This is a genomic window from Pseudomonas sp. LRF_L74, from assembly GCF_965644255.1.
Classification (GTDB): Bacteria; Pseudomonadota; Gammaproteobacteria; order Pseudomonadales; family Pseudomonadaceae; genus Aquipseudomonas.
Genome location: NZ_CBFFRH010000003.1, coordinates 1 through 15,156, shown reverse-complemented (window position 1 = coordinate 15,156; position 15,156 = coordinate 1). Strand labels below are relative to the sequence as shown.

Below are 15,156 nucleotides of genomic sequence, written 5' to 3'. Positions count from 1 at the left end.
ACATGGCCACTGCACAGCAGCGCCTGGACGATGTCCGGACGGCGATCAGCGACATCCTGAAAAAAGGGCAGAGCATCAGCAAGGATGGTCGTCGGCTCGACAGGGCCCAGCTGGGAAGCCTGCAACAACTCGAAGCCCAGTATGTGCTCGACGCAGAACGAGAAGCGCGAGGCGCCCGCCCCCGGCAAGTCCGACTCTACAGCTCCGGCAAGGGGGCGTGATGGCTAAGCGCATTCGCGGCAAGTCGCCGCGCATCAGTGCCAGTTACGAAGGCGCTGGCCAGGGTAGGCGTGCAAAGGGCTGGGATGCCCCCGACGTGGCGTTGAACGCTGTCGCCATTCCCGCACTGCCCACGCTGCGCAAGCGTAGCCGGGCGGCGGTCCGCAACGACCCCTACGCGTTCAGTGCCATCGACCGCCGTGTCAGCAGCCTGATCGGCACAGGGATCACGCCGCGAGCGAGGATCAAAGACGAGGCGATCCGCTCAGCGCTCAATCAGCTCTGGGAGGATTGGGTCGACGAATCCGATGCGGACAATTTGACCGACTTCTACGGTCAGCAAGCAATGATTGCCCGAATGGTGGAGGAGAGCGGCGAGTGCTTTGTCCGGTTGCGGCAGCGCCGCACCGAAGATGGCCTGGCCGTTCCCCTGCAGCTACAGGTTCTCGCCCCGGAGTTCGTGCCGATTGATCGCAACTTCACGACCCGACGCGGCAATCCGGTTCGGGCTGGTATTGAGTTCGGGCCGACTGGACAGCGCGTGGCGTACTGGATGTACAAGACGCACCCCGGAGACTTCCGGGCAGCGGGTGCGGTTTACAACGAACTGCGCCGCATCGATGCCGACCAGGTGCTACACATCTTCGAGCCACTGGAAGGTGGCCAACTGCGCGGTGTTCCACGCTTGGCGCCGGTCCTGCTCCGGCTCAAGTCGCTCGACAGCTACGATGACGCGGTGCTGTTCCGGCAGGAGGTCTCCAACCTCTTTGCCGGCTTCATCACCAAGCCACGCGGCGAAGGACCTCCAGCGCTGGACCCCGTCACCGGCCAGCCCATTGTTGCCGACAGCGATGGGATTCCGTTGGTTGCCCTGGAGCCCGGCACGCTGCAAGAGCTGATGGAGGGCGAAGAGATTGCGTTCTCCGACCCTCCTGACGCCGGCAACACCTACGTCGACTTTATGCGACAGCAACTGCAAGCCGTTGCGGCAGGCGTAGGGCTTCCCTACGAACTGTTGACCGGAGACATGGCCGACATCAGCGACCGCGTTCTGCGCGTGCTGCTGAATGAGTTCCGGCGCCGCATCGAGCAGCTTCAGTTCTCTGTCTACGTGTTCCAGTTGTGCCGCCCGGTTCGATCGGCCTGGCTCGACGCCGCCTGGATGTCTGGAGCCATCAGCCTGCCGGATTACGAAACACGCCGTCGCGATTACCTGCGCACGCGCTGGGTGCCCCAAGGCTGGGCCTACATCCACCCCGTCCAAGACGTGCAAGGCAAGCTGCTGGAAATCGGCGGCGGGTTGGCGAGCCGCAGCGAGCACGTGCTGCGCACCGGCTACGACGCCGAACAGATCGACGAAGAAAACGCCGACGACAACGAGCGGGCCAAGCGCCTTGGCCTCGACTACACCACCGACACCGCCGTCAACACGAGCGGTAAAGAGGAAGAGCAATGATCAAGTACAAACACCTCGCGCTCGCCGTGGCGGTCGCTCTCGGCGCCCAAGGCTTCTGCACAGCCGACCAGCCGCGCATTCTGAACAGGGCAGGCGGTCCAGACCTGCAGGCCGAACACTGGTACAGCATCCGCAGCCTGGGAGAAGGTGAGGGGCGCACCATTGAGGTCTTCGTCTATGGGGAGATCGGCTTCTGGGGCGTCACCAGCGGTGACTTCATCCGAGACCTGGCGGAGCAGGACGACGGCGTGTCGAAAGTGCTCGTGCACTTCGACACCATCGGTGGTGATCTCTTCGACGGCATCGCCATCCACAACACCCTGCGCGCCCTTGGCGAGCGCTGCACGGGCCGCATCGACGGTGCCTGTTTCAGCGCCGGCAGCGTGGCCGTCTGCGGCGCGCATCGCGTGGAAATGGCCGACAACGCATTGCTGATGATCCACAACCCGTGGACCTGGGCGGCGGGCGACAGCGAAGAACTGCGCCGCATGGCCGACATGATGGACAAGGCCTTCGAGGGAATCGTCGCCAGCTACCAGCATCGGGCCCTCGCGGTCGATGACGCAGAACTGCGCCGCATGATCAACGACGAAACCTGGCTCACCCCCGCCGAGGCAAAAGCCAAGGGCTTCGTCGACGAAGTGCTTGGCACTGCCGAGTCCCCCGCGAGCAACGCCGCGCTGGGCAAGGTGCTCAACCGCTACCGGAACACCCCGGAGTCGGCGCGCAAACTGCTCGCCCAGGGTGATCCTGAGCCGACTCCCGATCCTGAGCCAGCCCCCCAGCCAGACCCGGCTCCAGCCCCTCAAGCCCCTGACACCACTGCCCTGGCCGCTCAACTTGCCGCCGACTGTGCCGCTGTCGGCCTGACCGCCAGCCTGCCGTTCCTGATCAAGTCCAGCGGCCTCAAGAGCGCGGAGGCAGTGAAGGAAGAGTTCGAGCGGGCCAAGGCCGTACACAACGCCTGTCTGGTTGCCAAGCTGCCTGACGAGGCGGCGGCGCTGATCGAATCGGGCATCAGCGGCGAGGTAGCCAAGGCCAAGCTCTGGGACAAACTCGCAGCCAAGAGTGGCGAGGTCGAACTCGACAACCGCCCGCCGGTGAGCGACCTGCCGCAGAACACCTCATTCACCCCACCGGCGCCGAGCGAGGTCTACGCCAAGCGCCGTAACAACGCCTCGAAAGGAGGAACAGCATGACCAGAATCAAAACCGAAGGCGTTCACGCCGGGGAATTCCTCCTCTCGGAGGCCAATGGCGGGCGTAGCCGCGAAGCGATCACTGTCAGCGCCGGCTCTGGCCGCCTGGTGGCCGGCACCGTCCTGGCACTGATCACCGCAGCCAACGCACTCACAGCCGCGGCTACTGCTGGCAACACCGGCAACGGCACTATCGGCTCCACTGCCGTGACCAGCCTGGCTGCAAGCGGTACCTACACGTTAACCATCACCGAGGCGGCTGCCAATGGCGGTGAGTTCAAAGTCGTCGGTGCTGACGGCTTTGTGCTGGGTACCGGCACTGTCGGCGAAGCGTTCAGCCAGTCCGGGATCACCTTCACCGTGGCAGACGGCACCACCGATTTCGCCCTGGGCGACTCCTTTACCCTGACCGTCAAGGGCGCGCTGGGCGAATACACCGCCTACGACGATGACGGCACCGACGATGGCCGCCGCACCGCCAGCGCGATCCTGTTCGCGGGTGTGGACGCCACCTACCAGGACGTTCGCGCAACTGTTGTCGTGCGTGATGCCGAGGTCATCGAGCGCTTGCTCACCGGCCTGGACACCGCCGGCGCCGCCGACCTCAAGGCCCTGGGCATCATCATTCGCCCCTGACCGCCACCGCTTCACCAACCCTTCAAGCCCTGCCATTGCGCGGGGCTTCTTATTTTCAGGAGTATGAAATGGCTGAAATCAGCATTTTCGAGGACGAGGCGTTCTCCGTCGAGGCATTGCTCGGCGTGGTCAACCAGGACCATGTCGTGCCGGGGCAGATTTCCAACTCGGGCCTGTTCGAAGAACAAGGCGTGAACACTGGTGTCGTGCAGATCGAGAAGGATGGCATGACCCTGCAACTGGTACCGGCCGCGCCGCGCGGTAGCCAGGGCCTGGCGGTGATCGCGGATAAGCGCTCGCTGGTTCCGTTCAACACCGTACACCTGCCGCAGGTATTCCAGATTCTCGCCGACGAGATTCAGGGCATCCGCGCCGTGGGTAGCGTGACCGAGTTGCAAAACGTCCAGTCCGTTGTTGCGCGGCGTATCGAGAAGGCACGCCGCCAACTGGACGCCACCCACGAGTACCAGCGTATCGGTGCAATCCAGGGCCTGGTGATCGACGCGGATGGCGAAACCGTACTGCTCGACATCTACCAGCGCTTCGGCATCGAACGCCCCGAGGCAATCTCGTTGCAACTGGATGATCCGGATGCCGACGTGAGCGTGATTCTCGCTGACGTTCTGGACATTCAGGAGGATGAGCTGGGCAACATCACCAGTACCGGAGCCAAGGCCTACGTTGGCAAAACCCTATGGGCCAAGCTGATCAGCCACCCGAAGGTACGCGACACCTACCTCAACACCCTCCAGGCGGCATCGCTGCGCGGAGATCGCCGTGTCAACTTCGAGTTCGGCGGCATCGAGTGGGAGCGCTATCGCGGGAAAATGGGTGGCCAGCCATTCGTTGCAGACGACAGCGCCGAGCTGGTGCCGTTGGGCGTGCCGGAGCTGTTCATCAGCGCCTTCGCGCCGGCCGACTACATGGAGACAGTCAACACCGAAGGCCTGCCGTACTACGCCAAGCTCGAGCGCATGCGCTTCGACAAAGGCGTTGAAGGCGAAGCCCAGTCCAACCCGCTGCACCTCTGCACCCGTCCGCGTGCGGTGCTCAAGCTGACCATCTGACATGGCCGGCTTCGGCTCCCTCGTCGACGACATGGACGATGCGGTCATGGATTCCCTGAGCGACGACTGCGCGAACTACTGTTCGCGCACTGGCGTACTGATTGCCGAGGGCATCCCGGTGATAATCGACAAGGACGTCGAACGCGTTGATGAGGTCGCTCAAGCCATCGACCGCGTGCGCACCCACACCGTCCAGAAGCGCTTTCTCGATCCGTTCGACCGCCAGGGCTATTTCGAGGTGGCAGGCAAGGCCTGGCACATCGACGGCATCCAGGCGGACGACGGCCACATGATCACCCTCTACGTGAAACCCTGACATGCCCATAAACGTGCAATCCGCCATCGTCGCGGAGGTCATCGAGCGCCTGTCCACCGGTCAGGCGTTCGGCGCCCTGGTGTTCGAAGACAGCGTCGTGCGTGTGCTCGATAGCGACGACGACACACTGCCGGAGGCCTTCACCGTCATCCAGCTCGGCACCACCGAAGAGCTGGACCGCAGCAAGGGCCAGGCTGGCAGTGCACGCGAACGCGTCACCCTCAGCATCGTGTTGATGACCACCCGCACTGCGTACGGCCCGGCCCTGCGCGATGCACGGCTGGACGTGAAGCTGGCCCTGCAGGGCGAAAGGGGTGGCTTGCTCACACGGGGCGTTCAGGAGCTCACGTTCAGTGGCTCACCAGAAACGCCCGCGCCACCAGCCCAGGGCCGCCGCTTCGCCTGCCACGTCATGCCCCTGCAAATCACCTACGTCCAATCCCTCAAGTGAGGAGGCAGCCATGCCCAAGATCACCATCAAAACCCCATTCAACTACCAGTCCGGTGGCGAGACCACGCACTACAAAAAAGGCGAACAGGAAGTGCCGCAGGCAGTCGCCGATCACGCGCTCGCACGCGGTTTCGCAGCCAACCCATCCACGGTCGATAAGCCGGCCGAGCCGGCCACCAAGGCCTGATAACAACCCCCATCATTCGAGGAAAGCCCAATGGCTCAGATCGACCGTTCATTTATCGGCGAAGGCATCCCGTATGGCCGCGCCTACCAGACGCAAGACCCGCTGCTGGACATGGGCAACTGCGATGCGTTCGGCATCTCGTTTGCCACCGACCGCCAGACCCTGCCCAACTATCGTGGTGGTGGCGGTAACCGTAATGTGCGTGAGCGTGTGACCGACGTCACCAGTACCGTCGGCCTGTACGACCTCACTGACACCAACCTGGCGCGCATCACTCGCTCGACCATTCAAAGCATCGCCGCCGGCGTGGTCACCGATGAGGCGGCTACGGCAGCTGGCGTAGAAGGTGAGCTGATCCCGTTCAAGAACCTGCCCGACCTGACCGCGCCGGTCACTGTGAAGACTGCTGGCGGTGAGGCGCTGGTAGCGGGCACCGACTACCTGCTCACAGCTCACGGCCTGTTGCGCACGTCCGGTTCGGCTATCACCGAGGCAGGCGTCCTGCTCACTTACACCAAGTTGAAGGCATCTGCCCTGCAGATACTCAACGGCAGCCCGGTCGAACTGGAAATCTTCATTGCCGGCCTCAACGATGCGCAGAGCGGCGAGCCGTACAGCCTGCACCTGCGCCGCGTGAAGTTCGGCATGTTGAGCGAGATTCCGGTTTTCGGTCAGGATTATCTGAAACTGGAAGGCCCGGCCGAGTTGCTGGCCGATCCGCTGGTGATCAGCAACGACATCTCGAAGTTCTGCGAGATGGTGATCCTCGATAAGGCGGCGTGATGCTGCCGGGCCAGGGATGGCCGAACCCGGAGCCCGGCCAGAGCTGGGTTTTCGTGCTGGCTATTGGCTGGTACAGTCCGCCCGTTATCTACGGGAGGGAAACCCATGAAGTGCCCAAGTTGTGAACATGAAGCTCCGCAAGCAGCGTTTGGCAACCCTCTGCGATGTCCTGATTGCGGGATTTTTTATGAGAAAGCAGTCGAGCTGATGATGAGGGCTCCTGCAAAAGCACAAATCCCGGCCCCTCAGGTATTCGTTCAGCCTGCTGTAATCAATTACGGAAAAGGGTTTCGTCCTTGCTGGAATTGCAAGGGCCAGATAGGCGACAGGCAATCTGTCTGCCATCACTGCAACTCAAAGAATACAGTTCCAACTTCTACCGTTACGGTAGTTGTGTTGGTACTGGTGATTTTCTTTGTAGTAATGGCATTGATCGGCGGAGTAATTTCCGGCTCGCAAGATTCGACTACTGCCACAACGAAGGCCCCGGCTAAGTTATCCCCGCGACAACAAGCTTTCGAGGATACTTTGATTACGGAGTTTGATTGGGATACAGGGTACGGAGTAATGACGGCGAATTTCGTCATAGTTAATAATGGGAAAATACCTGTCAAAGATATTGAGATTACCTGTAGGCATACCGCTGCTAGCGGGACCGAGATAGATAAGAATGTCAGGACTATCTACGATATAGTTCCGGCAGGTAAATCACGAACTTTCAAGAATTTTAATATGGGATTCATCAACTCTCAGGTTGAGTCCACAAGATGCGGTATTACGAATCTTAAAATCTAATACCCTCTGATACTTAACAAACCCGCCTCGGCGGGTTTTTTGTTCCCTGGAGAAAAGCATGTCCATAAAAGATCGCCTCATTCAGTTCGTCCTGGGCGGGAAGGATGAGCTGTCTCCTGTGGCAAACAAGGCGGCGGCTGCGGTCGAGGAGTTGTCCAGCAAAGCGTCGGAGCTTGGTGCGGCATTGGACTCTGCCAAGGAAGCCCAGGGCCTGGCAAAGGCTCTTGAGTTTGCGCAGCGGGATGCCGAGCAGGCGAAGAAAAACCTGTCGCAGACAGAGAGTCAGGTCTCCGCTCTGCGCGAGGCACTGAACAAGGCGCCGGGTTCTGCCGGCTTGCAGCAGTCGCTCAAGGAGGCAGAGCGCGAAGCAAACAAGGCTCGTCGGCAGCTCAATGCCCTTGAGACCCAGCTTGAAGAGTCCGAGCGCGCTGCCCGTGCTGCTGGAATTGACGTCGACAAGCTGGGCGCCGAGCACGCGCGGCTTAAGCAGGAGGTCGAACGCGCCCGCCAGGCCGTGAAGGACAACGCCGATGCGCTGAAAGAGGCTGAGCGAGCCAGCGCCGCAGCTGGACGTGCCGCAGCTGAGCATGCCTCTCGCCTTGAGTCCGTCAAAGTGGGCGTAGTTGAGGCCACCACCAACTTCGGTAAATGGCTGGTCAGCATCTACCTGGTCGACAAAGCCCTGCAAGGTCTCGCCGCTGGCTTCGGTTACATCAAAGATGGGCTGAACGCTGTTGTGGCGGGCGGCAATGATAGCGAAGAGGCCCTCGCGCAGCTTGAGGCTGCAATCAAATCAACCGGCGGAGCTGCGGGCTATACAGCTGAGCAACTGGTAGAGATGGCCGATGGCTTCGAGAAGTCTTCGCGGCTTACGTCTGAGCAAGTGCAGGCCGGCATGGCGAGGCTGCTTGCGTATACCGATGTAATTGGAGATGAGTTCCCCAGGGCGATGCAGATCGCTGTCGACCAGCAGCAGCGCCTTGGTGTCAGCATTGAGCAATCTGCCGAGACAGTCGGCAAGGCCCTGCAATCCCCAGCAGAAGCAATGGCGGCCCTGGGCCGGCAGGGCTTCAAGCTTGACGCGACCCAAAAGGCGCTGCTCACCAGAATGGTCGCGACCGGCAAAACTGCCGAGGCGCAGGCGATCATCATGGACATGATGGCTGAAGCCTATGGAGGTGCGGCCGCTGCGGCGAAGTACAAGACTTTCGGCGGCTTGATGAAGACGCTGGGCGATCAGATTGGGAACTTTGCAGAGCAGGTCGGCAACAGCGGCGCATTCGATTATATCAGGGGCAAGGTTCAAGAACTGATCGACACTATCGACGAGATGGCATCGGACGGTCGGCTCGATGCCATGGCGCAGAGCTTGTCGGACCTTTTCACGAACAGCGCCAAGTCTGTCGAGAAATACATATTAAGCCTGAAAGAAATCGATGTAGAGGCGCTTGCTGCGAGTGTCGCAAGTACAGCGGCGAACATCGAGCGCACCGTGGCCTCCGTAGTTGGCGGCGTACAGGCCATGACAGCAACGATGAGGACTGTGTGGAATGCATTCTCTATCGGGATCAATTCCGCAATGGCAGTGCTGGCATTCAGCATCGGCAAGATGGGGAAAGCGGTTCTTAAGGTCTGGGCCGAGATTGCGGGCGCTATTGGCAAGGGTGACCTGAAGAAAAAAGCCGAAGAGTTGATGGTTTCCCTCGATGGACTGACCAAGGGCTGGGCAGCAAATGTAAAGGAAGATGTTGGAGATATTCAGGATGCGTGGAGCGGCCTCGGTGACACATGGAAAAAGATGGGGGAGAAACTCGGTGAGGCACTAACAAAGAATGCCAATAAATTAGCCGAAACAAAGAAGGCCGCCCAGGATGCCGCCGAAGCATTCGAAGCCGCCCATTTCAGAATCAACGATCTTGATTTCGGTTTGTTTTCGGTAAAGATTGCGGAAACTGAGAAGCAACTGAACCTAGTCAGGTCTGCCGCCCAGGCCGCTTTGTCGCGTGGAGATATCGACAAGGATGGTTTGGCACAGATTCTGGCAGAGGCAGCCACCCGGTCCGAAGAGTTGCGGATAGCGACCGAGAAAGGGACTCAGGCAACCAATAAGCAGTCAGCGGCAGTTGCTGAATTGATCGCTCAGAGGAAAGCATTGGTCGATCAGCAGCTCCAGAGCAAAGGGCCGCTTGATGAGTTCCAGAAAAAGTACGATGAGCTGACGGAGAAGATAAATCAGCTTTCTGTTGGGGTTGATGGCGCTGCGGTTTCAATCAAGAGCTACGCCGATGCCCAGGCTGCCTTCAACACCGCAGGATCTGTCGCAGAGCTTAAGGCCTTCCAGAAGGCTCTATTCGAAGCATATAGCAGCAAAGAAACAGACATCAGCCTTGAGCGTTTCCAGCAACTGCACAACGATGCATCACAATCGATCAAGCAGCTTGAGATAGCCGCAGGAAAGACGGCACCTGCAGTCAACTCGCTGGCAAAGGAGATGAAGTCCCTCGCGGCGGTTCAGGCTGACATCAGTAGCGCCAAGACTGTTGACGAGCTGGACGCCGCCCGCGATGCACTGACCAAGCTCAAGGATATGGGCCGGATCACTGCGGATGAGTATCTCGATGGTTTGACCAAGGCCCGTGCTCGCCAGCAGGAGCTGACGGACTCCATCCAGCAAACGGGCAACGCAGGGCGGGAAGCCGGCGATAAGCTGGCGAAGTCAGTGCAGATGTACAACGATGCCCTCGAAGATGGAATTCTCACCAGCGAGGAGCTGCGCCGGGTATCCGGCCAGCGTATGGAGGAAGAGCGCAAGGCAAGCGGTGAGGCAATGGAAGCCCGTCGCAAAGGCTCGTCTGAAACGAAGAAGGACATGAGCGCCTTCAGCGATTTCTTCGGCGGCGTGATGTCGGCCGCCCAGCAGCCCCTTGCTGCGATGAGCAATGCCGCGCTCGAAGCCTTCCAGCGCTTGCGCGGCATCAGCACGGCATCGCCAGAGATCGACACCAGCTCCCTGGAATCGACCCGGCGCAGCCTTGCCGGTGTGAGCGATGCCTTGGCGCGTGTCACGGCGGCCCAGCAGGGGCTGGTCACCAGCAGCATCACGAAGTGGCAACTGGAAACCCAGGCGGCCAGCCTGAAAACCCAGGCTGGCTACTTGGGCCAGAAGGCCGCTCTGCAATCGCTGATCGAGAGCTATGAGTCAGGCGCCCTGAGTGCTCGCAAGTTCATCGCGTCCGCCAGCGCTGCGCGGCGTGGTATGGGCCTGCTCGATGACTCGGACCTGAGCCAGCTCGACTCGGCCATCGAGTCGGCAAAGCAGCAGATGGAGCAGCTCAGGGAGTCGTCGCAATCCACGCTCGACAGCATTCAGGATGAGCTGGACCAGCTCGAAGGCAGGCAGGCCGATATCGACCGCCGCCGCTTCAAGAGCCGCCAGCAGGAGCTTCAATCGCAGTTCGCCGAAGCACAGGGAGCAGGCGATGCCCAGGCCATGGCCAACCTGCAAAAAGCCATGTCCACGCTGCGCCAGGTCGAAGCCGTGACTGAGCAGAACCGCCAGGCGGAAGAGCAGAAAGCCCGGCAGGAAGCAGTTGCTGCTGCCGCTCCAACGCCTGCCGCTACGCCTGCTGCAACGCCGGCGAAGGTGATTCGTCTTGAGTCGAAGGGGAAGAGCGTCGACGTGACGGTCAACAGCGACCGCGATGAAACGGGACTGTTGAGCATCCTTGAAGATTACGGCATGAGGTCGTTGTAAATGCAGATCAACCTTGCTGGCATCGAGCTTGATGACCACCATGAATGGACCGACGAATTCGCGTGGAGCGTGGTCGAGCAATCGCAAGAACGCTCGCTCAGCGGAGCGATGATCGTGCAGGAGGGCGTCAAACTGTATGGCCGCCCGATCACGCTCGCGGCGAACGGCGCGGCCTGGACGCCGCTGTCTGTTGTCCGGCAACTGGAAGAGTTGCGGGACCAGGTCGGCCTGGTCATGCCGCTGACCTGGGTCGATGGCCGCGAGTTCTACGTGATCTTCAATCGTGTCGACGGCGACCCGCTCGAAGCAACCCAGGTGTTCCGCGAAGTGAACGCCGCTGACACCGATTACTTGATCACCCTGCGCCTCATAACCGTCGCACCGCCCGCCGAGGTAACCCCATGAAACTGACCGCTTACTACGTCGGCGCCAATGTCGTTGCCGCTCCCGACCCTGACGGTGCTATCGCGGTGATGGAGCGCTGCGAGCCACCTGGCCGCTGGACGCTCGATGACGTGCGAGCGCTCGATGAAGAAGAGCTTTATCAGCCCGTTGACGCCGGCGGCTACAGCACGGTCTACGACCAGCTGAGCACCCCGGCCAGCGCACACCTGATCCGCTGGGACTTCCCTGGCATCTGATCTGCACCCCTGCAAACCCAAGCCCGCCAAGTGCGGGCTTTTTAACGCCCGGAGATTGGCATGACGATCAACGTCACCGATGTGAAGATTTTGAAAAGCCAGCGTCTGACCGACGAAGACGATGGCGGCGGTCGCGCGACCAGCGAGGCTGTGGTCGATGGCGAAGTGAACAACCTGTTCTCCGATATCTCGCGCATGGACCGCACCGTGGGCGACGTGTCGCTGCGCAAAGTCTATGCAGGCCCCGTCACCGATACCGACGACAGCTACCTCGGCGCTCACAGCATCGTCGCGGAAGCTCCGGCCGACCCGCGCGTGTCTGTCTTGCTGTTCAACACTGAAAGCCAGACCGACGAGCGTAGCGATGCCCGCGACGCAATCGAAAGCTACGTCGCGGCTGCATCGTCGGCGCCGTTCGAACTGCTCGGCACCCAGCTTGCCGGCCAGCGGGCTATCGCGTGCGTGCAGCGCGAAGAGCAGCGCGTGCCGGAGATCGGCGAAGTGTTCCAGCTCACCTCGGTCAACGGCTCGCAGTACGTGCGCCTGACTGACGTGCAAACCAGCCTTGAGCAGTTCACCTACGAGATCACCAGCGGCAACTTTCAGACCTTCACCCGGCGCCGGCTCGACCTGTCGATCAGCGCCGCGCTGCTGTACCTGATGCCGGGCGGCCAGGTCACGCCTGCAGGCACCGCCGCGACTGCGCTCAACGGCCAGGCCAAAACCCAGGTGCTGACGACCCAAGTGGCCGATGCCGCTCGCTACTACGGCATCAGCCCCCTGGCCGAGGCGATCAGCGAAGGCGCGCTGACTGTGCGCGTCGAGTCCGTCTATGCGCAGCTCGTGCCCAGCACTACCAAGGAAAGCGCGCTGGTCGACCTGCTGGCCGGTTATCAGCGCGTGATATACCTGCCGGCCGGGCCAACCCGTTCCGCCCTGAGCCTGACCGTAGCGGCCAGCGCGGTCACTGGCACGTCGCGCACCTACCTGGGCACCGGCTGCGCACCTGGCACGCTGTCGCTCACTGTGAACAGCGGCGTATTCGCAGACGACAGCACGGGCGGCCTGCGCTTCGTCAGCGGCAGCAACTGGATCACCGCCGGCACCATCGACTATCAGACCGGCGAGATCACGCTGACCCGAACCGGCACGACGTGGACCGGCACCGCGACCGCCAGCTATCAGCCTGGGGCCGCTGCGACTGGCGAAACCCTGACAGGCGAGATCGGCGTCACCCTCGGCACGCGCGGCTACGTCTACACCCTGAGCCTGCCCGATGCGATCCCGCGTGCCGGCACGCTGTCTGTGTCGTACATGGCTCTCGGCCGCTGGTACGAACTGCGCGACTACGGTGATGGCCTGCTGACTGGCGAGGGCGCAGGCACGATCAATTTCTCGACCGGCTCTGTCTCGATCACGCTCAACGCGCTGCCCGATGTCGACACGTCCCTTGTGTACAACTACATCAGCTCGGCCGATGGCGCGATCACCCAGCGCACCGGCAGCAGCGTCACGCCGAAACTTGAGGTCCGCTACACGCTGCCCGATACCGGCATAGTGCCGAGCAGCTACACGGCTACGTTCCTCGCCGGTACTGTGACGAAGACCCTGACAGACGACGGCAAGGGCAATCTGTCCGGCACCGGCGGCACGGGCACGATCTACTACGCCACTGGCGAAGTGACCATGGTGCTGAGCACAACGCCCAGCGGCGGCATCACCCACGCTTACAAGAACGGCGCTGTGAGCGGCACCGCGCTCGCGCTGTCGAGCGACAGCAGCGGTATTGCCACCTTCACGATTCCCGGCGCGCCGCTCAAAGCGGGCTCGGTGCGCGTGGACTGGATGACCACACGCCGCCAGGCCGCCCCGGCGCTGAATTGGGACGTCATCGACGCCGGCAACTCGTTGCCCGTCTACGACGAATATGCGGACGTGTCGAACAGCGCGAACGACAACGGCGCGGGCGGCTGGGCGTCCGGCCGTGCGGGCTCGATCAACTACACGACCGGCGAATGCACGCTGCAAGTCGCAGCGCTGTACACCTACACGGAGTACGTTTACAGCACTGAGCGCAGTCTGGTCGCTGGGCGCACTGTCAGCGTGCCGGCCCTGGTCACGACCGACACGCAGATTCGCGAAACCTTCGGCGGCACGGCCACGGCGACCGCGCAGGCTGCTGGCGTGACAGAAGAAGACAAGAACGTCGCCCAGGCGCAGCCGCCGCTTACTGTCGAGCTGCTGCCGAGCATCGCCGAGCCGATCCTGCCGGGTAGCCTGCTGTTCAGCTGGAACGGCAGCACCTACGTCGACCGTTCCGGCGTGCTGTACAGCAACATCGCAACGGGAACGAACGGCGGTACGGCGGTCGGCACGGTGAACTACGTCGACCGCACTGCCACGCTGACGAGCTACAGCGGCAACGTGACCGGCGCCGTGACGATCCTCGCGTGCCTGACCACTGCTGTGGGCTTCAGCGTGACCAGTGCGACCTTCCGCACTTCGGGCGCGCCGTTGCGCTCGGCGAGCACGCAGGTCACGGCGGTGCGGGCGGATACGGCGGAGGTCGTCTCGGCCGTGGCCGATGCCAACGGCAATTTTGACAGCGGCATCATCCAGGGCACGGTCGATATCACTACCGGCATCGTGCGGCTGCGCTTCACGACTGATGCTGACGACGAGACCACCGCGAGCGACATCCCGGTGATTCCGCTGCTCACGCGGTACAACGCCGTCGTGCAGACGCAACTGCCCCTCGCCGCCGACCTGCTGGGCCTGGACCCTGTGCGCCTGCCGGCCGATGGCCGCGTGCCGATCTACCGTGACGGCGATGTAGTTGTGATTCACAACACCGTCGAGACCAACGTCGAAAGCCCGGACGCCGGCGGCACGATCCAGTTGCCTCGCCAGCAGCAGGCCGCTATCGAGGTAGTTGACGTGAACGGCACTGCGCTGAGCGCTGACAGCTACAGCGTCGACCGCGAGTTGGGTACGGTCACATGGGCAAACCCTCTCGTCTTGCAAGACGATGAGGCCAACCCGCTGACCCTGCCCCTGGTTATTCGTGATCGTGTCGAGCACATGGCTATGTGCACGGAGGTGCAGATCACTGGCTCGCTGGCGATCAGCTCGCCCGTGCCGTGGGATTTAACCGCTGGCGACACGTTCGTATCGAGCGCCGTGGTGTGGGGCGACATGCAGGCCCGCGTGCATACCTGGTTCACGCAACAGACGTGGAGCACTGGCGCGCCGAACTGGACTGATGAACCTTCGGGTAACACGACGACAGCTCAGTACAACAGCCTGAGCTACCCGCCCGTGATCACCAACGCCGGCGCTATCGACGGCAAGTGGGCAATCATCTTCACGTCCGCGACAGCGTTCCAGGTCGTTGAAGAAAGCCTTGGCGTGATCACCACCGGCACTACCAGCACTGATTGCTCACCGATCAACTCGCTCACCAGCAAGCCCTATTTCTTGATCCGCAAAGAAGGCTGGGGCAGCGGCTGGGCGGCAAGCAACGCCGTGCGTTTCAACACCGACTCGGCCCTAGGCCCGCTGTGGGTCGTGCGCACTGTGATCAGCGGCCAGGGCACCGTCGATGACGATGCGTTCAGACTTCAAATTCGGGGAGATGCAGACTGATGACTGTG

General features: G+C 61.8%; 14 protein-coding genes. All 14 read left to right on the top strand.

Annotated elements, in window-relative coordinates:
* Nucleotides 1-2: 2 nt before the first annotated feature.
* The 14 genes from ACSZPK_RS08570 to ACSZPK_RS08505 all read left to right on the top strand — a co-directional run bounded on the left by ACSZPK_RS08570 (nucleotide 3) and on the right by ACSZPK_RS08505 (nucleotide 15,148).
* Nucleotides 3-221, top strand: a complete 219-nt coding sequence (locus ACSZPK_RS08570; protein ID WP_437881034.1) for a hypothetical protein — start codon at nucleotides 3-5, stop codon at nucleotides 219-221.
* Nucleotides 221-1,675 (top strand): phage portal protein, encoded by a 1,455-nt coding sequence (locus ACSZPK_RS08565; protein WP_437881033.1) that lies wholly within the window; start codon nucleotides 221-223, stop codon nucleotides 1,673-1,675. The genes ACSZPK_RS08570 and ACSZPK_RS08565 overlap by 1 nt, the downstream gene beginning before the upstream one ends.
* Nucleotides 1,672-2,874, top strand: a complete 1,203-nt coding sequence (locus ACSZPK_RS08560) for a head maturation protease, ClpP-related (protein WP_437881032.1) — start codon at nucleotides 1,672-1,674, stop codon at nucleotides 2,872-2,874. The genes ACSZPK_RS08565 and ACSZPK_RS08560 overlap by 4 nt, the downstream gene beginning before the upstream one ends.
* Nucleotides 2,871-3,509 carry a head decoration protein gene (locus ACSZPK_RS08555; protein ID WP_437881031.1) on the top strand — a complete coding sequence of 213 codons (639 nt, stop codon included), beginning with the start codon at nucleotides 2,871-2,873 and terminating at the stop codon, nucleotides 3,507-3,509. Before ACSZPK_RS08560 ends, ACSZPK_RS08555 begins: the two co-directional genes overlap by 4 nt.
* Nucleotides 3,510-3,577: 68 nt before the next feature.
* Nucleotides 3,578-4,576, top strand: coding sequence for a major capsid protein (locus tag ACSZPK_RS08550; protein WP_437881030.1), 999 nt, complete (start codon nucleotides 3,578-3,580; stop codon nucleotides 4,574-4,576).
* A 1-nt stretch (nucleotide 4,577) separates the two neighbouring features.
* Entirely contained in the window at nucleotides 4,578-4,892 is a 315-nt protein-coding gene (locus tag ACSZPK_RS08545) for a hypothetical protein (RefSeq protein ID WP_437881029.1), read from the top strand.
* A 1-nt stretch (nucleotide 4,893) separates the two neighbouring features.
* Nucleotides 4,894-5,343 (top strand): hypothetical protein, encoded by a 450-nt coding sequence (locus ACSZPK_RS08540; RefSeq protein WP_437881028.1) that lies wholly within the window; start codon nucleotides 4,894-4,896, stop codon nucleotides 5,341-5,343.
* Nucleotides 5,344-5,353: 10 nt separating this feature from the next.
* The gene (locus tag ACSZPK_RS08535) at nucleotides 5,354-5,530 is read left to right on the top strand and encodes a hypothetical protein (protein WP_437881027.1); all 177 of its coding nucleotides are present in this window, start codon (nucleotides 5,354-5,356) and stop codon (nucleotides 5,528-5,530) included.
* A gap of 30 nt (nucleotides 5,531-5,560) precedes the next feature.
* Nucleotides 5,561-6,313: a hypothetical protein gene (locus tag ACSZPK_RS08530; RefSeq protein ID WP_437881026.1), complete on the top strand. Its 753-nt coding sequence runs from the start codon at nucleotides 5,561-5,563 to the stop codon at nucleotides 6,311-6,313.
* Nucleotides 6,314-6,418: 105 nt separating this feature from the next.
* Nucleotides 6,419-7,108 (top strand): hypothetical protein, encoded by a 690-nt coding sequence (locus tag ACSZPK_RS08525; RefSeq protein WP_437881025.1) that lies wholly within the window; start codon nucleotides 6,419-6,421, stop codon nucleotides 7,106-7,108.
* Nucleotides 7,109-7,166: 58 nt separating this feature from the next.
* Nucleotides 7,167-10,862: a phage tail length tape measure family protein gene (locus ACSZPK_RS08520; RefSeq protein ID WP_437881024.1), complete on the top strand. Its 3,696-nt coding sequence runs from the start codon at nucleotides 7,167-7,169 to the stop codon at nucleotides 10,860-10,862.
* Nucleotides 10,863-11,267 (top strand): hypothetical protein, encoded by a 405-nt coding sequence (locus tag ACSZPK_RS08515; protein WP_437881023.1) that lies wholly within the window; start codon nucleotides 10,863-10,865, stop codon nucleotides 11,265-11,267.
* Complete coding sequence (locus ACSZPK_RS08510) at nucleotides 11,264-11,503, top strand: hypothetical protein (protein ID WP_437881022.1); 240 nt, start codon at nucleotides 11,264-11,266, stop codon at nucleotides 11,501-11,503. Before ACSZPK_RS08515 ends, ACSZPK_RS08510 begins: the two co-directional genes overlap by 4 nt.
* A gap of 60 nt (nucleotides 11,504-11,563) precedes the next feature.
* Nucleotides 11,564-15,148, top strand: a complete 3,585-nt coding sequence (locus ACSZPK_RS08505) for a hypothetical protein (RefSeq protein WP_437881021.1) — start codon at nucleotides 11,564-11,566, stop codon at nucleotides 15,146-15,148.
* Nucleotides 15,149-15,156: the final 8 nt, after the last annotated feature.